This is a genomic window from Ruegeria sp. AH3 (assembly GCF_056536265.1).
In genome coordinates this window covers 2,737,501-2,756,991 of record NZ_JBQFJL010000001.1, presented here as the reverse complement: position 1 = coordinate 2,756,991, position 19,491 = coordinate 2,737,501, and the positions used below count along the sequence as shown (strand labels likewise).

General features: G+C 58.9%; 19 protein-coding genes (1 of these 19 only partly in view). 9 read left to right on the top strand and 10 right to left on the bottom strand.

The window, feature by feature from the left end:
- The first annotated feature begins 57 nt into the window (after nucleotides 1–57).
- The 3 genes from fzlA (at nucleotide 58) to ACR3EM_RS13895 (ending at nucleotide 3,883) form a co-directional block, all read left to right on the top strand.
- On the top strand, nucleotides 58–723 hold the full coding sequence (gene fzlA / locus ACR3EM_RS13905) for an FtsZ-binding protein FzlA (protein WP_480471243.1): 666 nt from the start codon (nucleotides 58–60) through the stop codon (nucleotides 721–723).
- 56 nt (nucleotides 724–779) lie between these two features.
- Entirely contained in the window at nucleotides 780–1,817 is a 1,038-nt protein-coding gene (gene queG, locus ACR3EM_RS13900; protein ID WP_480471242.1) for a tRNA epoxyqueuosine(34) reductase QueG, read from the top strand.
- Nucleotides 1,818–1,879: 62 nt separating this feature from the next.
- Nucleotides 1,880–3,883, top strand: a complete 2,004-nt coding sequence (locus tag ACR3EM_RS13895) for a hydantoinase/oxoprolinase family protein (protein WP_480471934.1) — start codon at nucleotides 1,880–1,882, stop codon at nucleotides 3,881–3,883.
- A 24-nt stretch (nucleotides 3,884–3,907) separates the two neighbouring features.
- Here the strand turns inward: ACR3EM_RS13895 and msrA are convergent, their stop codons facing one another.
- Together msrA and msrB are read right to left on the bottom strand one after the other, a co-directional pair.
- Nucleotides 3,908–4,420, bottom strand: coding sequence for a peptide-methionine (S)-S-oxide reductase MsrA (gene msrA / locus ACR3EM_RS13890; protein ID WP_480471241.1), 513 nt, complete (start codon nucleotides 4,418–4,420; stop codon nucleotides 3,908–3,910).
- Complete coding sequence (gene msrB, locus ACR3EM_RS13885) at nucleotides 4,420–4,866, bottom strand: peptide-methionine (R)-S-oxide reductase MsrB (protein ID WP_480471240.1); 447 nt, start codon at nucleotides 4,864–4,866, stop codon at nucleotides 4,420–4,422. Before msrB ends, msrA begins: the two co-directional genes overlap by 1 nt.
- Before the next feature lie 143 nt (nucleotides 4,867–5,009).
- Here msrB and ACR3EM_RS13880 point away from each other — a divergent pair, with 143 nt between their 5' ends.
- Complete coding sequence (locus ACR3EM_RS13880; protein ID WP_480471239.1) at nucleotides 5,010–5,531, top strand: glutathione peroxidase; 522 nt, start codon at nucleotides 5,010–5,012, stop codon at nucleotides 5,529–5,531.
- Here the strand turns inward: ACR3EM_RS13880 and ACR3EM_RS13875 are convergent.
- From ACR3EM_RS13875 to ACR3EM_RS13855, 5 genes are all read right to left on the bottom strand, one after another.
- Nucleotides 5,507–6,394 (bottom strand): DMT family transporter, encoded by an 888-nt coding sequence (locus tag ACR3EM_RS13875; protein ID WP_480471238.1) that lies wholly within the window; start codon nucleotides 6,392–6,394, stop codon nucleotides 5,507–5,509. The two genes, ACR3EM_RS13880 and ACR3EM_RS13875, sit on opposite strands and share 25 nt — an antisense overlap.
- Before the next feature lie 111 nt (nucleotides 6,395–6,505).
- Nucleotides 6,506–6,793 (bottom strand): HU family DNA-binding protein, encoded by a 288-nt coding sequence (locus ACR3EM_RS13870; protein WP_010442901.1) that lies wholly within the window; start codon nucleotides 6,791–6,793, stop codon nucleotides 6,506–6,508.
- Between the two features lie 130 nt (nucleotides 6,794–6,923).
- A complete protein-coding gene (locus ACR3EM_RS13865) occupies nucleotides 6,924–8,387 on the bottom strand; it encodes an AMP nucleosidase (protein ID WP_480471237.1) in 1,464 nt (487 codons plus the stop codon).
- The gene (gene ade / locus ACR3EM_RS13860) at nucleotides 8,384–10,186 is read right to left on the bottom strand and encodes an adenine deaminase (RefSeq protein ID WP_480471236.1); all 1,803 of its coding nucleotides are present in this window, start codon (nucleotides 10,184–10,186) and stop codon (nucleotides 8,384–8,386) included. Before ade ends, ACR3EM_RS13865 begins: the two co-directional genes overlap by 4 nt.
- A 167-nt stretch (nucleotides 10,187–10,353) precedes the next feature.
- Nucleotides 10,354–11,229 carry a LysR family transcriptional regulator gene (locus ACR3EM_RS13855; protein ID WP_480471235.1) on the bottom strand — a complete coding sequence of 292 codons (876 nt, stop codon included), beginning with the start codon at nucleotides 11,227–11,229 and terminating at the stop codon, nucleotides 10,354–10,356.
- 114 nt (nucleotides 11,230–11,343) lie between these two features.
- Between ACR3EM_RS13855 and ACR3EM_RS13850 the strand changes: the two genes are divergently transcribed.
- Both ACR3EM_RS13850 and ACR3EM_RS13845 read left to right on the top strand, forming a co-directional pair.
- Complete coding sequence (locus tag ACR3EM_RS13850; protein ID WP_480471234.1) at nucleotides 11,344–12,099, top strand: class II aldolase and adducin N-terminal domain-containing protein; 756 nt, start codon at nucleotides 11,344–11,346, stop codon at nucleotides 12,097–12,099.
- A gap of 23 nt (nucleotides 12,100–12,122) precedes the next feature.
- Nucleotides 12,123–13,109 (top strand): sterol desaturase family protein, encoded by a 987-nt coding sequence (locus ACR3EM_RS13845; protein ID WP_480471233.1) that lies wholly within the window; start codon nucleotides 12,123–12,125, stop codon nucleotides 13,107–13,109.
- Nucleotides 13,110–13,135: 26 nt separating this feature from the next.
- Here ACR3EM_RS13845 and ACR3EM_RS13840 read toward each other — a convergent pair whose 3' ends face one another.
- Entirely contained in the window at nucleotides 13,136–13,768 is a 633-nt protein-coding gene (locus ACR3EM_RS13840; RefSeq protein WP_480471232.1) for a class I SAM-dependent DNA methyltransferase, read from the bottom strand.
- An 87-nt stretch (nucleotides 13,769–13,855) separates the two neighbouring features.
- Here ACR3EM_RS13840 and ACR3EM_RS13835 point away from each other — a divergent pair, with 87 nt between their 5' ends.
- Together ACR3EM_RS13835 and ACR3EM_RS13830 are read left to right on the top strand one after the other, a co-directional pair.
- Nucleotides 13,856–14,722 (top strand): SDR family oxidoreductase, encoded by an 867-nt coding sequence (locus tag ACR3EM_RS13835; RefSeq protein WP_480471231.1) that lies wholly within the window; start codon nucleotides 13,856–13,858, stop codon nucleotides 14,720–14,722.
- A 39-nt stretch (nucleotides 14,723–14,761) separates the two neighbouring features.
- Nucleotides 14,762–15,745, top strand: a complete 984-nt coding sequence (locus ACR3EM_RS13830) for a glycosyltransferase (protein WP_480471230.1) — start codon at nucleotides 14,762–14,764, stop codon at nucleotides 15,743–15,745.
- Here the strand turns inward: ACR3EM_RS13830 and ACR3EM_RS13825 are convergent.
- Both ACR3EM_RS13825 and ACR3EM_RS13820 read right to left on the bottom strand, forming a co-directional pair.
- A complete protein-coding gene (locus ACR3EM_RS13825; RefSeq protein WP_480471229.1) occupies nucleotides 15,742–16,524 on the bottom strand; it encodes an aldolase/citrate lyase family protein in 783 nt (260 codons plus the stop codon). The two genes, ACR3EM_RS13830 and ACR3EM_RS13825, sit on opposite strands and share 4 nt — an antisense overlap.
- A gap of 64 nt (nucleotides 16,525–16,588) precedes the next feature.
- Nucleotides 16,589–18,205, bottom strand: coding sequence for a GMC family oxidoreductase (locus tag ACR3EM_RS13820; RefSeq protein WP_480471228.1), 1,617 nt, complete (start codon nucleotides 18,203–18,205; stop codon nucleotides 16,589–16,591).
- A 340-nt stretch (nucleotides 18,206–18,545) separates the two neighbouring features.
- Here ACR3EM_RS13820 and katG point away from each other — a divergent pair, with 340 nt between their 5' ends.
- Nucleotides 18,546–19,491 carry the 5' portion of a catalase/peroxidase HPI gene (katG, locus tag ACR3EM_RS13815; RefSeq protein WP_480471227.1) on the top strand. The gene runs 1,256 nt beyond the window's last position, so 946 of the gene's 2,202 nt are visible here — the first part of the coding sequence; the start codon lies at nucleotides 18,546–18,548; its stop codon lies beyond the right edge, outside the window.

Sequence of the window (19,491 nt, the reverse complement as noted above, 5' to 3'; positions counted from 1 at the left end):
CTCGCCCCCTCAACGGCTAAAGCTTGAGGCGTATTCTACTGGTTCGAATGGAAGTCCATGGCGCGTCTGTTTCACGTTCCCCTCTCACCCTATTGCCGCAAAGTTCGCCTGTCTCTGGCCGAAAAGAAGATCGAGGTTGAGCTGGTCGAAGAACGATACTGGGAGCAGGACCCGGATTTCCTGCGTCGCAATCCGGCGGGGAAAATTCCGGTGCTGCGGCTCGACGGTCAGATCATGGCCGAGAGTGCGGCGATCTGTGAATATATCGAAGAGACCCGCCCCGAGCCGCCTCTGATGCCCAAGAAACCCGAAGCGCGGTATGAAGTGCGGCGTTTGGTGGGATGGTTTGATGACAAGTTCCATCACGAGGTCACTTCAAAACTGCTTTATGAGCGGGTGAACAAGAAGGTGACGGGGCAGGGCTATCCGGACAGCAAGAACGTCAAGGAGGGGGCGCGGGCGATCAAGTACCATCTGGATTACATGGCCTGGCTGCTGGACCATCGCCGCTGGCTGGCCGGGGATCAGATGACATTGGCCGATTTTGCCGCTGCGGCGCATTTGTCGGCGTTGGATTATATTTCGGACGTGGACTGGAACCGGAGTTCCGCGGTGAAGGATTGGTACGCCAAGATCAAGTCCCGTCCGGCTTTCCGTTCGATTCTGGCGGATCAGGTTCCGGGATTCCGGCCGCCTCCGCATTACGCTGATTTGGATTTCTGATATTCAGGATAGGACCGGGGCTGTCTGTCCCTGGCCCCGAAGGTATTTTTGGCCAGATGAAGAGCGGATCGGAGCTGAAGGAGCGGTTGGTGGAGCAAGCCCTGTCTGAGGGGTTTGTCGCTTGTCGAGTGTGTCGTCCATGGGATGTACCACAGGTACCTGAGCGGTTGGCTGCTTTTCTGGAGGCCGGGTATCATGGGCAGATGGGCTGGATGGCCGAGCGTAGTCATTGGCGCGGCGATCCATCTGTGCTGTGGCCAGAGGCGCGGTCGGTGATCATGCTGGCTGAGAGTTATACGCCCGCTCATGATCCGACTGAGGTGTTGGCGCATCCTGAGCTGGGCGCGATCTCGGTCTATGCACAAAACAAGGATTATCATGATCTGGTCAAGAAACGCCTGAAGCGCCTGGCGCGTTGGTTGATTGCCGAAGCAGGCGGCGAGGTTAAGGTCTTTGTGGATACCGCGCCGGTGCCAGAGAAAGCACTGGGGCAGGCTGCCGGGTTGGGCTGGCAGGGCAAGCATACGAATCTAGTCAGTCAGGATTGGGGGAATTGGGCCTTTTTAGGGTCTGTTTTCACCACATTGGATTTGCCCGTGGATGGCGCTGAGGTTGATCACTGCGGATCGTGCCGGGCCTGTTTGACAGCCTGTCCAACTGATGCCTTCCCGGCGCCCTATCAGTTGGATGCGCGCCGTTGTATCTCGTATCTGACCATCGAGCATAAGGGCCCGGTAGATGAGGATTTGCGGGCGCTGTTGGGGAATCGGATATATGGCTGTGATGATTGTCTGGCCGCGTGCCCCTGGAACAAGTTTGCGGTCGCGGCGAGCGACTTTCGCTATGCGGCGCGTGAAGATTTGAACGCGCCACCGCTGGCGGAACTGGCGATGCTGGACGATGCGGCGTTTCGGGCGAAGTTCTCGGGGTCGCCCATCAAACGGATTGGGCGGGATCGGTTTGTGCGGAACGTGCTTTACGCGATCGGAAATTCCTCTCAACCCGCGTTGAGGCATATTGCCCAAGGACTGACCGATGATCCCGATCCAACCGTGGCTGACGCTGCGCGCTGGGCGGTGTCTCAGTTGTCGTAAACGGGCTGGACGCGCCGCAGGAAAACGCTACACCCGATTCTGGCGAACAGATGGAGGACCCGATGGCGCTGGCTTTGGGGGTAGACACGGGCGGAACCTATACGGACGCAGTGCTGATCCGGGATGAGAGCGAGGTGATTGCCTCGGCCAAATCCCTGACCACGCGGGCGGATCTGGCCATTGGCGTTGGTCGGGCGGTTTCTGCGGTGCTTGAGACGGCTGGGGTTGCGCCCGATCAGATCGGCATGGCGTCGTTATCGACCACATTGGCCACAAATGCTCTGGTCGAGGGGCAGGGTGGACGCGTAGCACTGATCTATGTCGGGTTCCGGGAAAGCGATCTGGAAAAGCACGGGCTGCGCGATGCATTGAAAGGTGACCCAGCTTTGGTTCTGGCTGGTGGACACAATCATGCAGGTGGTCAGGCTGCGGAATTGGACATTCCGGCGTTAGAGGCTTTTTTAGATTCACATACGGGCATCTCTGGCTATGCGGTCGCGGCGCAGTTCGCCACCAGAAATCCGGCGCATGAACTGGAGGTCGCACGCGTAATTTCTGAGCGTACGGGTGTTCCCGTGACATGCTCTCACCATCTGTCGGCCAAGTTGAACGGACCGAAGCGGGCGGTGACGGCTGTGCTGAATGCGCGGTTGATCGGCATGATCGACCGGCTGATCGGACGGGCGCAGGATCAACTGCGTGCACAGGGCATTACTGCTCCGATGATGGTTGTGCGCGGGGATGGTGCGCTGATGAGCGCCGAGCAAGCGCGGGAGCGACCGATTGAGACGATTCTGAGCGGCCCCGCGGCCTCGATTGTAGGCGCGCGCTGGTTGACCGAGGCTGAGAATGCACTGGTGTCAGATATCGGAGGCACCACAACCGATGTGGCGCTGATCCGGGATGGGAAACCAGCCATCGACCCTGCTGGCGCGCAGGTGGGCGGTTTTCGGACCATGGTCGAGGCGGTGGCGATGCGCACCCATGGTCTTGGTGGTGACAGTCAGGTGCATGTGGTGACCGAGGGCCTGGGCGGTGGTGTCTTCCTTGGGCCGCGCCGGGTGCTGCCAGTGTCGCTGATCGCATCCGAGGCTCCGGATGTGGTGCATGCTGCACTGGATGAGCAGCTACGGACCACGACGGTAGGCGAGCACGACACTCGGTTTGCCCGCCGGGTGCCGGGCATTCCCGCCGAAGGAGTGGGGCCGCGCGAATCCGTATTGCTGGACCGCCTGGGGAATGATGTCGTGCCCCTCGGCAATCTGTTGCAGACACGTATGGAGCATGGGGCTCTGAACCGTTTGGTGGATCGCGGAATAGTGCAGGTTTCGGGCGTCACGCCATCGGATGCCAGCCATGTTCTGGGACGGCTTGAGGATTGGGATCGCTCGGCTGCGCTCAAGGCGTTGGAACTGGTTGCGCGCAAGCGTGTTGGGTCGGGAGATCGCCTGGAACTATCGGCTGAAGCATTGGCGCAGATCATTGTAGATCAACTGACAGAACAGACCGCTTTGACCTTGTTAGAGACTGCTTTTGCCGAAGAAAGCGATGGACTCGGATTGCCAGCTAAAGATCTGGCGCGGCATGTGCTGACGCAGCGCGGGTTGGCAAAGCATCGTGGGCTAGTGGCGCTGGATACGGCGTTGAATGTGGATGTGGTGGGTCTTGGGGCCTCGGCCCCCAGTTATTATCCAGCGGTCGGAGAGCGGCTGCATTGCAAGATGGTGCTACCCGAACATGCCGGTGTTGCAAATGCTATCGGTGCGGTTGTCGGGCGCTTGACTCTGCGGCGGACCGGGTCCGTTACATCTCCGGCTGAAGGCCGCTATCGGGTGCATCTGGAAGAAGGGCCGCAGGATTTCTCGGACTCGAATACTGCCCTGAAGTTGCTTGAAGACGTGTTGCGCGGTGAGGCTGAAGGCGCGGTGCGCGAAGCGGGCGCTGAAGATATCCGCGTGAGCGTCGAACGCGACATCCGTACCGCCAAGATCGAGGCGCAGGAGGTGTTCGTCGAAGCGCTGATTACCGTCGAAGCCAGTGGAAGACCTCGGGTGGCGGTCGGGTAGCCCCGCGCGGGGCTACCGGAGTCCTTACTCTGCTGCGCTGGATCGCTTTGGCAGTACCCAATCCGGGCGTGGGAAATGGCAGGTATAGCCGTTGGGGATACGCTCCAGGTAATCCTGATGCTCGGGCTCGGCCTCCCAGAAATCACCAACCGGTTCGACCTCGGTCACGACCTTGCCGGGCCAGATGCCGCTGGCATTCACATCGGCAATCGTGTCTTCGGCCACCTGTTTCTGTGCATCATCCACGTAATAAATGGCCGAGCGATAGCTCATCCCGCGGTCATTGCCCTGACGGTTAGGCGTGGTGGGATCGTGAATCTGGAAGAAGAACTCCAGCAGATCGCGATAGGTAATCCGGGTCGGGTCGAACCAGATCTCAATTCCCTCGGCATGGGTGCCATGGTTGCGATAGGTGGCGTTGGGCACATCACCACCGGTATAGCCGACGCGGGTGCGGGACACGCCCGGCAGTTTGCGGATAAGGTCCTGCATGCCCCAAAAGCAGCCTCCGGCCAGAACGGCGCGTTGATCGGTCATCAGATTTCCTCCACATGGATTAGGAATTCGCGGTACCCTTCGGCCTCCATCTCGTCGCGATGGATGAATCGCAGCGAGGCGGAATTGATGCAATACCGTAGCCCACCATGTTCGCGAGGGCCATCGGGGAACACGTGGCCCAGATGGCTGTCCCCATGTTTCGAGCGTACTTCGGTCCGGATCATGCCCAAGGTGCGGTCTTCCAATTCTTCGACATGTTCATGGACGATGGGCTTGGTGAAGCTTGGCCAGCCACAACCGGATTCGTACTTATGGGTGGACGCAAACAAAGGCTCACCCGAGACGATATCCACATAGATACCCGGTTCCTTGTTGTTCAACAGTTTGCCGGTGCCCGGGCGTTCGGTCCCGCTGCGCTGGGTCACATGAAACTCTTCCGGTGACAGGGCGGCGATGGCCTGGGGGTCCTTGGTATAGCGGGACATGGCTCCTCCGGTATTTTGTTAGTGGTGTACTATTTGGGCACATCCGCGGGAAAATCAAAATCATATTTCAGTCTGCTCGCGGGTCTGTGCAGATGATCCAAACCGCCGCAGATCGCGTATCTTGTGCAAGAGGAGGTAAAAAGATGATTCGGATGGCTCTGTTGACGGCTCTGATTTTGCTGGCAAAGGTGGTGCAGGCCGCACCGCTGACTGCCGAGTTCTCCTCGATCGATGGAGGAAAGTTGTCATTGGAAGACTGGCGCGGGCAGCCTGTGCTTGTGGTCAACACCGCGTCCCTTTGCGGGTTTACCGGGCAGTACTCTGCCCTGCAGGACCTGCATGAGGCTTACGAGGATCGTGGATTGGTGGTTCTGGCGGTTCCGTCGAATTCCTTCAATCAGGAGTTGGAAACGACTGTAGAGGTCAAGGAGTTCTGTGAGTTCAACTATAATCTGACGCTGCCGATGACCGATATTACCGAGGTCAAAGGCCCCAATGCTCACCCGTTCTACAAAGAGGTCGCAGCTGAGGTGGGTTTTGTACCCAGCTGGAACTTCAATAAGATTCTCATCGGCCCGCAGGGCACTGTTGTCGCCACCTATGGATCGGGCACCAAGCCCAATGCGTCGAAACTGATCAATCAGATTGAAGCTTTGCTGCGCTGAGCGGGTTGCCGCGACAGCTGCACCGCAAGAATGCCCAATGTGGTGATGCCGACTCCAAGCAGATCCAGCGGGCCGAGATTCTCGCCCAAGAGCATTGCTGCGATGGCAACACCGAAGACGGGGTTCAGAAAGTGGAACGTTGCAGCCCGGATCGGGCCGATGCGATCCAGCAGCAGGAACCAGATCAGAGTGGCCAGAAGGCCAGGGAACAGGGTCGTATAGGTAAATGCCAGTACAAACGGCAGTGTAGGATGGATATAGATCGTCTCGAACACTGGGGCGGCGAGGAACAGTGCTGCTGAGCCCACAAGCATTTGCAGACCGACCACCATCATGAAGTTCCCGCCCGAGGTCGCCCCCCGCACTGCCAGTGTGGCGAAGGTCAGCGCCAGTGCTCCGATCCCGCAAAGGAACACACCGAACAGATCAACGCCGGCGCTGATCCGGCTGCTCATGATCAGCGCAACTCCGACAAAGCCTGCCAGTAACCCGAGGATACCTAATGGGCGCAACCGCTCACTCAGCAGCAACCACCCGGCCAGCGCGACCAGCAGGGGCATGGTTGATGCGATAATTGCCGCCACCGAGGCTTCGACGGTTTGCATCGCATAGAAATTCAGACCCAAATACAGGGCATTTTGGCAGATTCCGAACAAAATGGTTGCGCGCCATTGCGGTCGGGTCAGACGCCAGCTCTGCCCCATGGCCCGTGCAATCGCTACGCCAATCAACCCGGAAATCAGAAATCGCAGCGCGAGCGAAAACAGGGGCGATGCATCAGCCACAATGATCCGGGCCGAGGTAAAGGCCGAGGACCAGATCAGGGCAAACACAAGCCCCATGGCAATGGCGCGCAGATCCATTTCGGCCTCCTGATGAAATCCGGGCGACTTTCACTGGTTTTTGCATCAACCGCAAGGAAAAGGGGCCGCCCGATGGCGACCCCTTCGATCTTGCGATCTGTCAGCGGCGGATTAGCCGTTGACGCTGTCCTTCAGAGCCTTCGCGATGGTCATCTTGACCACTTTGTCGGCTTCTTTCTTGAACTGCTCGCCGGTGGCGGGGTTGCGCACCATGCGCTCGGGGCGCTCGCGGCAGTAGATTTTGCCAACGCCGGGCAGGGTGACGGCGCCACCGGCCGAAACTTCGCGGGTGATCAGGCCGGTCATGGCCTCCAGCGCGGCATTCGCGGATTTCTTGTCAGTTCCCATTTCCTCAGCGAGAGCAGCAACCAGCTGAGTCTTTGTCATAGGCTTTGCCATTTCTTGGTCTCCTTAACGTGCCCGATAATTTGGGCCTCACCGCGTAACTGTAACGGGATATTGTGGATGAACACAACGAATAGTAGCGCTGAAAACCCTAAAAATATGGGGAAATCGTTGCTTTTTTGCTTCAGAGAAAGGCCGTTTCGTCGAAGGAACGCAATTTCCGGCTGTGCAGACGCTCCAACGGCATTCCGCGCAGATGTTCCATTGCCCGAATTCCGATGGCCAGATGACGACTGACTTGGGTGGTATAGAACGCCGAGGCCATGCCGGGAAGCTTTAATTCGCCATGCAACGGCTTATCCGACACACACAGCAAGGTTCCGTAAGGTACGCGGAAGCGATAACCATTTGCGGCAATCGTTGCGCTTTCCATATCCAGTGCGATGGCCCTCGACTGGCTGAGCCTTTGTACCGGTCCTGACTGGTCCCGCAGTTCCCAGTTGCGGTTGTCGACCGAAGCGACGGTGCCGGTGCGCATGATCCGTTTCAGCTCATACCCTTCCAGTTTGGTCACCTCGGCGACGGCTTGTTCAAGTGCGACCTGAACCTCAGCCAGCGGCGGGATCGGCACCCAGACCGGCAGATCGTCGTCCAGCACTTTGTCCTCGCGCAGATAAGCATGGGCCAATACGAAATCACCCAAGGCCTGCGTGTTGCGCAATCCGGCGCAATGCCCAACCATCAGCCAGGCGTGGGGGCGCAAAACAGCGATGTGGTCGGTGGCAGTTTTTGCATTCGACGGCCCGACGCCGATATTCACCAGCGTAATGCCCGATCCATCGGCGCGTTTCAGATGATAGGTGGGCATCTGTGGCAGTTTCAGCGGCTGCTCAATCGGGGCGTTTGCGTCGGTGATCTCGACATTCCCGGTTGAGACAAAGCTGGTGTAGCCGCTGTTCGGATCAGCGAGTTGAGTACGAGCGTAGTTCTCGAATTCCGAGACGTAGAACTGGTAGTTGGTGAACAGAACATGGTTCTGAAAATGGCTGGGATCGGTGGCGGTGTAATGAGATAGCCGAGACAATGAATAATCGACGCGCTGGGCAGTAAAGAGAGCCAAAGGACCGATGTCATCGTCGTGGTCATATACACCGTTGACGATATCATCATTGGTCGTCGTCAGATCTGGCACGTCAAACACATCGCGCAGGGTGAAACCTGCGGCACCCTGATGTGGAACATGCAAATCTGGATTGCTGGCAACGGCAAAATGAACCGGGATCGGTGTGTCAGAGGCTCCGATCGTGACTGGCTGATCGTGGTTTCTGATCAGCAGCGCGATCTGCTGGGTCAGGTAGGACCGGAACAGATCCGGTCGGGTCACGGTTGTTGTATGTATGCCGGGTTCCGACACGTGACCAAAGCTCAGGCGGCTATCGACCTGAGCGTAGGACGAGGTTTTGATGCGAATTTCCGGATAATAGGCTCTGAATCGATCGGTAGGCGTACCGTTTTTCATCGCTTCGGCAAAGCTATTGCAGAGGTAGGTCGTGGCCTGTTCATAGAGCATTTCCAAACGCGCTACCGCAGCAGCTGGATCGGTGAATTGCTCGGGCTTTGGGACGTCGGGTGAATTGAGAACGGTCATGCAAGAGGTTCCAGAAGATCAATCTTTTCGAATGTGCGCACATCCACCAGCCCAAGGTCCGAGATCCGCAATTCGGGGATTACGACCAGGGCCAGAAGCGAGTGCTGCATATATGCGTTGTTCAACTGACAGCCACAGGCCTGCATCGCCTCGACCATCTTTTGCGCTTTGGCGGCCACTTCGGCCGCCGGGCTATCAGACATCAGCCCGGCAATGGGCAACTCCACCAGCGCCAACTCCTCACAATCGCGGAAGATCGTGATGCCGCCGCCAACTTCTGCCAGCCGATTGGCGGCCAGCGCCATTTGTTCGCGGTCGGTCCCCACGACAATCATATGGTGACTGTCATGCGCAACGGTCGATGCCATGGCCATCCGCCCCTGATACCCGAACCCCGAGACAAAGGCGTTGGTCACACCGCCCGTGGCGCGATGTCGTTCAACCAGCGCGATTTGACAGACGTCGCCTTCCCCTTCAACCAGACCGCCGATGATCGGCAGTTCCGATTTCAACGCCTGTGTCGGCGCCTGATTTTCAACCACACCGATGACGTTGGCCCTGACACGATTAGCGCCAGCAGGTGCTGTGATCTCAAAATCAGCGGCGCTCAGCGTATGGCCCAGATGCACTGTGTTGCGGGCATTTGTCGGCCAGTCGAGATGCGGGCAGTCGACGGTGACTTTGCCCTGTTCTGCAACGATCTGACCCCGGGCGATCACCGTTTCGATGGACAGTTCGGTCAGATCCGAGGTCAGGATCACGTCTGCGCGCCGCCCCGGGGTGATTGAGCCAATCTCACGCTCCAGCCCGAAATGCGTCGCGGTGTTGAGGGTCGCCATCTGCAGCGCGACCACAGGATCGCATCCGCAGGCAATCGCGTGCCGGACCACGCGGTTCATATGGCCGTCATTGACCAGAGTGCCCGAATGGCAGTCATCCGTGCACAAGATGAAGTTGCGCGGGTCCAGCCCCTTCTCGGTGACGGCGGTAATCTGACTTTCGACGTCATACCAGGCCGAGCCCAATCGCATCATCGAGCGCATCCCTTGCCGCACCCGTGCAATGGCATCGGCTTCACAGGTGCCTTCGTGATCGTCGGCGGGGCCTCCGGCCACATAAGCGGCAAAATCAGACCCTAAATCAGGCGAAGCATAGTGTCCGCCCACGGTTTTACCCGCCCGTTGCGTCGCCGCGATCTCGGCCAGCATCTTTGGGTCGCCATGAATCACACCGGGAAAGTTCATCATCTCGCCCAACCCGATGATACCGGGCCAGGACATCGCCTCGGCCACATCCTCGGCGGTGATCTCATAGCCTGTCGTCTCAAGCCCCGGTGCCGAGGGCGCGCAGGATGGCATCTGGGTGAAAATGTTCACGGGCTGCATCAAAGCTTCATCATGCATCAGCCGTACACCCTCCAACCCCAGCACATTGGCGATCTCATGGGGGTCGGTAAACATCGAGGTCGTGCCGTGCGGGATCACGGCGCGGGCAAATTCCGCTGGGGTCAGCATCCCCGATTCGATGTGCATATGCGCGTCACACAATCCGGGGATCATATAACGGCCTTTTGCCTCAATGATCTGAGTGGCGGGCCCGGTGCAATGAGAGGCGTCGGGTCCGACATAAGCCACACGTCCAGCGGCAATGGCTATGTCATGATCCGGCAGCAGTTCACGCGTATGTACGTTCACCCAGATCCCGCCACGGATGACCATATCGGCGGGTTCGCGGCCTGAGGCCACAGCAATAAGGTGGGGGGCGGTGTCGGGCCAACTGGGGAAAGTCTTGTATTCCATGGCCCAACTTTCCCGAATGCGACCGAAGGTGCAACCCCTGCCAGCGGGGTATCATCAAATCATCATAATACCTGAATGGTGAACCACCCTCAGCGCGTCAGCGCTGCCACGCCCAACCAGAGGATTGGCCCCGCAGGGGCCATGACTGTGGGCGGGAGGGCACCACCTCAATCCTGCAGATCCGCCTCGATCTCGGCGCGTACCCAGTTGGCGAACGCCGTCGCCCCGGGGTTCTCTTCGGCCTGAGGGGACAACAGTAGGTAATACGCTTCGGGCATCTCGGCGCGGTGAGCGAAAGGCGCGATCAACCGTCCTTGCTCGATCAGATGCCGGACGATGGTGTCATGTGCCAGACAAAGTCCGCCGCCTGCCATCGCGATCGACAGGCTGACCAGATAGGTCGTCGCATAGGTGATCTGTGGGTTCTTCCACATTAGACTCTGTTCTTCGGCCCAACTCGCCCAGTTTGACAGCAAATTTGAGCAATCGAACAAAGGCTGCTGTTGAAGATCCTCCAACGTAACGGCGAAATCGGGCGCGCAGACCGGATAGTAGTGATCGGTGCGCAACAGCTCGGTCCGAACCGTGTCGGCGGGGCGCAGGGAATATCGAATCTCGACTGCCGCGCCTTCTGCCATTTCGCGCGGCTCCCACAGCTCAGTGAATATGTTCAGATGCACCTCCGGATGCTGTTCCCGAAACCGTGGCAGTCGCGGCGACAGCCAATTGACCGCAAAGCTGATGTTGCTTTGCACCTGCACTGCATTTTGCTGTGCGCCCGTCACGGCTTGTGTGCCGCGCACGAGCGTACGGAAGGCCTCGCGCACAACGGGCAGATAGGTGATGCCCGCCTCGGTCAGCTCCAGCGCGCGGGGACGACGCAGGAACAAAGGCTGCCCCAGATAGCCCTCCAGCGACTTGATCTGTTGGCTGACCGCGCTTTGCGTCATGTTCAGATCGCGCGCTGCGCCGGTAAAGGACAGATGTCTGGCTGCCGCCTCGAATGTGCGCAGCCATCCCAGCGGAGGAAGTTGTTTCTGCATCTGTATAACCTCGCCATTAGTTTAGCTAATGAGATAGGTGTGTTTTTTTCGTTGGTCAAACTTTTGCGGTGCAGGCACCATTTTTTGAAACCTCTTCCGCCCAAGGAGCACGATATGAGCGTGACCAACCTGCGCCCCAACATGGATTACTGGCCTGAACGCGTCGACATGGCCGCCGCCTTTCGCTGGACCGAGCGGTTGAATATGCACGAAGGCGTGGCCAATCACTTCAGTCTGGCCGTGAATCCAGACGGCACGCAGTTCCTGATGAATGCCAACCAGATGCACTTTTCAAGGATCAAGGCGTCCAATCTGTTGCTGTTGGATGCCAATGACAACGAAGTTATGGACCAACCCGGCGCACCAGATCCGACCGCCTGGGGGCTGCACGGGTCGATTCATCGTCATTGCCCTCACGCGCGTTGCGTAATGCATGTGCATTCTATCTTCGCCACTGTTCTGGCGTCATTGGCGGACAGCACTTTGCCGCCGATCGATCAGAACACGGCCACTTTCTATAACCGCTATGTCATCGATGAGGAGTTCGGGGGGCTGGCGTTTGAAAGTGAGGGCGAGCGCTGCGCATCGATGCTGTCGGACCCTAAGAAGAAGGTCATGATCATGGGGAACCATGGCGTTTTGGTGATCGGTGACAGCCCGGCAGATGCCTTTAATAGACTCTATTATTTTGAACGTGCCGCCGAAACCTATATCCGCGCGTTGCAGACGGGCCAGCCTCTGCGCGTCCTGTCGGGCGAGACCGCCGAGAAGACCGCGCAGGAGCTGGATGATTATCCCGATCAGGCCGAGGCGCATCTGCGCGAGATTAAGGCCATTCTGGATGCCGAAGACTCGGATTACGCAACCTGAAGACTCTGCAAGGAGCATCTGCCATGACCGACGTTCATGACCCGGAAGCAGCGCGTTGGAATTATCGCCCTGAAGGGCCGGTTGGGCTGAATCCACTGTTCAGCTGGCCTCCGCGCCCCATGGCCGTTTTGCGGTGGTATCGCGGGGCCTGGCTGCCATTGACTTCGCTAACCCTGTGCATGGTGCTGGCCAGCATTGCATATGTCGCGTTTTTCCCCGCGTTAGAGACAATGCAGAACTTTGCACCCGGCTGGATGTTCCGCATCTGGCTGCTGAACATGGTACCGCAAATCCTCGTGGCAGGTGGGCTGCATTGGTGGCTTTACATGCGCAAGGGACAGGGCATGTACAAGAAGTTCGACCGTCGGGATCTGACCCGCGACAACGGAACTTTCACCTTCCGCAATCAGGTGTGGGATAACATCTGGTGGACACTCGGCAGCGCCATGACGGTGGCGACCGTCTATCAATGGGTCATCTACTGGGCGATGGCCAACGCCTATGTACCGGTTGTTACATGGGCCGCTGCACCCGTCTGGTTCGTGATCTGGATGCTGTTTATTCCCATGTGGTCCGGTCTGCATTTCTATTGGGTGCATCGGCTTGAACATCACCCGAAGCTCTATAAGCATGTCCATGCCGTGCATCACCGCAACGTCAATATCGGACCGTGGTCAGGCATTTCGAACCACTGGTTCGAGAACATGCTCTACTTAACCACCTATTTCATCCACCTGATTGTGCCGTCTCACCCGCTGCATCTGCTGTTCCACGCCTATTTTCAGCAGATCAGCCCGGTGCTGTCCCATTCGGGGTTCGAGAAACTCAAAGCGGGTGAAACAGAGGCGGCCCGCGCGGGGGATTTCTTCCACCAGCTGCACCACCGCTATTTCGAGTGCAACTATGGTACTTCCGAAATTCCGTTCGATAAGTGGTTTGGCACCTATCATGATGGGTCGGCCGAGGCGACGGTGCGGACACGGGCCTACAAGAAACAGATGTATACCTGAGGGAGAATGACCCAATTATGGTCTGATCAGCAGGTCTCGAACAGGGCGATCAGCGCGCGGTCGTCTTTGTTCGGGCCTGCTGCCAGCTCACCGTAGATCCGGACTTCGGGCAGTGAAAGATTGCTGATCTGACTGTCCTCCAGATCCCGGAGGGCCTCTGCAAATCCCATCGTTTCAAAGTGCTTTGCGTTGATAGACAGGGCGAACTGAGCGCCCGGGCGGGCGACGCGCAGTAGGGCGGGCAGCACCTCGGGGCCGAGATGACCGTGAGTGAAGGTCCCAGAAGAGACGACGCCGGCATAACTCTCACGCGGGACCGGCAGACCATCGTTCAGATCAGCTTCGATCGCGTCGCGATAGATATCCTTGCGCATGGCCTGGTCCAGCATCTCGGCGCTGATATCGGTGGCATCGATTGGGCCAACGCCAAATCCGGCCAGAATACCGCCACACAGCCCCGTACCGGCACCGACGTCCAGAACCGGACCCTGCCCACCGGCGCTGACAAAGGCGCGGGCTGTGTGGATATGTAGCTGATAATCTTCCCGCGCAGCAAAGCCGTCATCATAATCCCCGGCCCATTCGGCGTAGAGGCGTTTGTTGTCTTCGGGTGATTTCAACGCGTAGGCCGCGTGCAGGTCTGGGGTTTTGTCGCTCATACATCAATGAATGCGCATCCGAGGATTCGAATCAAGTGCGGCCATCCGGCGCTTGCATCCCTGCGTTTGGCGGATCATCAAAGGGGTATGACACAGTGTTTGCTCTCTTTTGGTCACGGCTATTCGGCCCGCGCCACGTCCAAACAGATGGACCCGAACTCATGGCGCGTCATCGGGACCACGCGAGATGCCAGCCAGCTTGAGGTCATCCGGGCCACGGGCGCCGAACCGCATGTTTGGCCGGGAGAGGTGCCAGATCTGGATGGTGTGACGCATCTGCTGATCTCGACCGCGCCAACCGCCGAGGGCGACCCGGTGCTGGCGCAACTGCGGGACGAGATCGTTGCCCGCGCTGGGCAATTCACATGGGTTGGGTATCTGTCGACCACTGCGGTTTATGGCGATCATCAGGGCGAGTGGGTGGACGAGACAACGCCCACGGCCCCCACCGCTGAACGGGGCCGCTGGCGTGTTCAGGCCGAGAATCAGTGGGCTGAGATTCCGAACCTGTCGCTGCACATTTTTCGGCTGGCGGGCATCTACGGGCCGGGTCGGGGGCCGTTCTCGAAGCTCAAGCGCGGCGGCTTGCGGCGGATCATCAAACCGGGGCAGGTGTTTTCTCGCATCCATGTGGATGACATTGCGCAGGTTCTGATCGCCTCGATGGCGCAGCCTAATCCGGGGGCGATCTACAATGTCTGTGATGATGAGCCCGTCCCACCGCAGGATGTGATTGGCTATGCTGCCGAGTTGCAGGGCCTGCCGATGCCGCCCGCTGTGTCCTTCGATGAGGCTGATCTGACCCCGATGGCGCGGAGTTTTTACAATGAAAACAAACGGGTTCGGAATGATCGGATCAAATCCGAGCTTGGTATCTCACTGCTTTATCCCAATTACCGGGTCGGGCTGGAGTCGTTGATGCAGCATCAGGATGCGGCTGCGGCTGAGCGCTGAACCTTGTCAACAAAGTGTCGCGGGTTGTAAGGGGGTTCGATGGATGACCGCTCTGCCCCTTTGAAGATCACCGTGTCGACGCTGACCCGTCAGCGTCCCGAGATGTTGGCTGCACTGATCCAAAGCTGGGGCGAAATGACTCTGCCACCCGATTGCTCAGTCCGGTGTCTGGTGGTCGAGAATGACGCCTCGTCCTTCAGTGAAGCCACGGTTCGTGCGGCAGGAGCGACACTGCCCAATGGCGCTGCGCTTGAATATGTGTTGGAAACCGAGCCTGGCATCCCCTTTGGCCGCAATCGCGCTGCGCGTGAGGCGCTGGCGCAGGGGTCTGACCTGCTCTGCTTTGTGGATGACGATGAGGTCGTTGCGCCCGACTGGCTGGAGCGTCTGGTCGCCGGGTACCGGATCAGTTCGGCGGTTCTGCTGGGGGCTCCGCTGCGGGCTGCGGGACCGTCAGGTGCGGAGACTGCGCTGCAACGGCTGATGTTGCGCAACATCAGCAATCGGTATCTCGACAAGGAACGCGCCGCTGCCAGGAAGGCCACGTTGAACGATACCGGTGGAGTGACGATCGTCACCAATAACTGGTTGGGTGAGACGCGGTTGTTCAGTGAAACCGGCCTGTGGTTCGACGAGGCGATGCGCATGACCGGCGGCACGGACGCCAAGTTTTATGCAGAGACGGTTGCCGCAGGTTTGCCTGTAGGTTGGGTGCCGGATGCCTTTGTCTATGAGACTATTCCCCCAGCTCGGCTGTCTTTCTGGTATCAGGCCGCGCGCGGGCGGGATCAGGCCAACACTCATATGCGCCGCAAGCTGGATCAGAAACCTTCGCGCGCCATGGTCGGATTCCTTAGCGCGCCGTTCCGCCTTGTCGCGCTGTTGGTGCTGATGCTGCTCTTCCCGTTTCAGCCGGATCGGCGACTGATCCAGATCGCCCGGACCGCCGGTTGGCTGGTGGGCGTTCTGGGGATTCCGTTTGGCTATAAATCAGCGCTCTATAAGAAAGTGAGCGGTCACTAGCCCGGCAGAAGACGCGCGCGTGCGTCGTTGGCTTCGGCCCGCATCGCTTTTGCAAACAGAACCACATCAATTGCGGTGGCCATAAAGGTCACGCCAATATCTGCGCAGCGTTTCTGCATCGTCGGATCAAGCGTCAGGATGCCTGCGGCTTTGCTAGCCTTCACGATCCGGCTGAGCGCATCCATGATGGCTGCGTCTACATCGGGGTGATCCGCGTTGCCGATATGGCCCAGATCGGCCGCCAGATCCGCGGGGCCGATAAAGACGCCGTCAACGCCCTCGACCGCAAGGATGTCGTCCAGCGCGGCAAGTCCAGCACGGTTTTCAACCTGAACCAATAGGCAAACCTGCTCATCCGCTGTTTGCAGATAATCGGGAATGGCCGAGAATTTCGAGGCGCGTGCAAGGGCCGAGCCCACGCCACGCGTCCCGTTGGGAGGGTAGGTCACAGCGCGGACCAGTTCGCGCGCCTGTTCAGCGCTTTCGACCATCGGGATCAGCAGTGTCTGTGCGCCCGCATCCAACACCTGCTTGATCATCCAGGTTTCGCCCACCGGCAACCGAACCGCCGCATGCGCACCCGAGGCCTGAACGATCTGTAGCTGCCCGAGGATCGAACGCAGGTCATTCGGCGCGTGCTCTCCGTCAATCAGCAACCAGTCGAAACTGGCGGTTGCAGCGATCTCGGCAGCATATGTATCGGCCAGGCCCAGCCAGCACCCCAGCTGCAGCTGGCCATCCTTGAGGGCGTGTTTGAAAGTATTTGTCGGCGCCGGCATATCTCTCTCCGCTTATTACGTAGCGGTGTAGAGCTTTATGCGGGGCGCCTCAACGCATGTTTGGTCATGCGACCGAGAGAATCATGTCCGCAGCCTTTTCCGCGATCATGATGGTCGGCGCGTTTGTATTGCCTGAAACCAGGGTCGGCATGATCGATGCATCAACCACCCGCAGACCTTCTATCCCACGCACGCGCAGGTCTGGGGTCACAACCGCCAGTTCGTCCAGACCCATTTTGCAGGTGCCGACAGGGTGATAGATCGTATCAGCGCGCGCGCGGATATGGCGCTCCCAATCCGCGTCGCTTTGTGCGGTATCGGTGCCGAACATCTCTTTGTGACGGTAAGGCTCCAGCGCCGGGGCTTGCATGATTTCGCGTGTCAGACGTGCCCCCTTGATCATTGTGTCCAGGTCGCGCGGGTCGGACAGGAAATTTGGATCGATGGCGGGCGGTGCTTCCGGGTCTGAACTGTTCAGCGAGACGGTGCCCCGGCTTTCAGGTCTCAGCTTGCAGACATGGCAACTGTAACCATATCCCATATGCAATTTGCGCGCGTGGTCGTCGACCATGGCGATGGTGAAATGCAGCTGAATATCAGGTCGGTCAAGATCCGGAGTTGTTTTCAGAAATGCGGCTCCCTCTGCGAAGGGTGTGGCCGCCATCGACGTTCCATCTTTTCGCCAACGCCAGAGATGGCCAAGCAGTTTCAATGCCCCGACCGGACCGATGCCGAATGTGTCGGTGTCTCTGGTTTTGTAGGAGATCGTGAAGTCCAGATGATCCTGTAAGTTCTGCCCCACGCCCGGCAAATCATGTGCAACTGCGATTCCATGGCGCGAGAAGGTCTCAGCGTCGCCGATTCCCGACAGCATCAAAACCTGAGGCGATTTGAGAGCACCGGCGCAGACAAGAACCTCTCGCGTGGCGGTCACCTGCAGATTGCGCGCCTTACCCCGCCTCCGATACAGCACACCGGTTGCGCGTTTTCCCTCCAGCAGCAGCCGCTGTACGTGCGCGCCTGTGATGACGGTCAGATTGGGCCGCCTCATCACCGGGAACAGATAGGCGGCGGCGGCCGAGCACCGCTCGCCATTGCGGTCGGGGTCGTGAAACTGAGTGACCTGATAGAGGCCCGCGCCTTCATTGTCGCCCCTATTGAAATCCTCGGTCCGGCGATGCTGCATTTGGGTGGCGGCATCCACGAAGGCGCGCGTGATTGGGCGTTCCTCTTTCTGGTCTGAGACCTGAAGCGGCCCTGTCGCACCACGCAGATCGTCCGCCCCGCGCTCATTGTTTTCCGAGCGTTTGAAATAAGGCAGCACGCTGTCCCAGTCCCAGCCCTCGCAACCCAGATCGGCCCAGCCGTCATAATCCTGACGTTGGCCCCGGACATAAAGCATCGCATTGATCGCGCTTGAGCCTCCAAGGGCGCGTCCGCGCGGCTGGTATCCTTTGCGCCCGTTCAGTCCGGGTTGTGGAGTGGTTTCAAACGCCCAGTTGTTGATCCGGGGCCGACCCGGCAGCATGCCCACCACTGCTGCGGGCATGCGCACCATCAAGCTGTCACCGCGCCCGCCCGCCTCAAGCAGGCAAACGCGGGTTCGTGGATTCGCGCTCAGGCGGTTGGCCAGAACAGTGCCCGCCGAACCGCCGCCGACAATCACATAGTCGAATTGCATCTTGCTTTGACCTCCCTGCCGATGACGGTCACTGTGAAGGGCAATCACAGGAACGCAATTGTGACGCTGCGGCGAATAGAGGTCGTTCAAGAGCAATAGTTTTAAATTATTAATATCATCGAAAAACAAAACTTATATGCATCACCCAGAGTTGCTAAATCTACGCCAAGCAGAAAGAACGAGTCGTTAATGCTATTCTCCAAGATGAGGTCAGGGCCGACCCTTGCGAACAAGCGACGTGCCCGGACCAGTAAAGGATGCAAAGACACTCACGACCCCTGTTTCTCGTATTCAGAGTTAACCGCGCGACACACACATCTAGCCAGGACTGGAGACCGATATGGACGGAAGTGATACCCCTAACATGGGCAAATGCCCGGTGATGCATGGCGCCGAGGCCCGGACCAACCGGGATTGGTGGCCGAACCAGCTGAACCTGTCGATCCTGCACCAGCACGGGGTCGCCTCGAACCCGATGGGTGAGGCGTTCGACTACGCGGAAGAGTTCAAGAAGCTCGACCTGAAAGCGTTGAAAGAGGATCTCTATGCTTTGATGACCGACTCGCAGGATTGGTGGCCTGCGGATTATGGTCACTATGGCGGCTTGTTCATCCGCATGGCGTGGCACAGCGCGGGCACCTACCGGACGGCGGATGGCCGCGGCGGTGCTTCGACCGGCAATCAGCGTTTCGCACCGCTCAACAGCTGGCCCGACAACGGCAACCTGGACAAGGCGCGTCGCCTGCTGTGGCCGATTAAACAGAAATACGGCAACCAGATCTCTTGGGCCGACCTCTATATTCTGGCGGGCAACTGCGCCATTGAGTCCATGGGTGGCAAGACCTTTGGCTTCTCTGGTGGGCGCGAGGATATCTGGGCACCCGAAGAAGACATCTATTGGGGTGCCGAGACCGATTGGCTGGCCCCCACCGAGAATCCGCACAGCCGTTATTCGGGCGAGCGAGATCTGGAGAACCCGCTGGCCGCTGTGCAGATGGGTCTGATCTATGTGAACCCCGAAGGCCCGGATGGTGAGCCGAACGTATTGGCATCAGGCCGTGACATCCGCGACACCTTTGGCCGGATGGCGATGAACGACGAGGAAACTGTGGCTCTGGTCGCCGGTGGCCACACCTTTGGTAAGGCGCACGGCGCAGGCGATCCCGGCCTTGTTGGCCCCGAGCCCGAAGCCGCCCCGATCGAGGCTATGGGTTTTGGCTGGATCAACGATTTCGGCAGCGGCAAGGGCGATGACACCACGACCTCGGGTATCGAAGGCGCTTGGA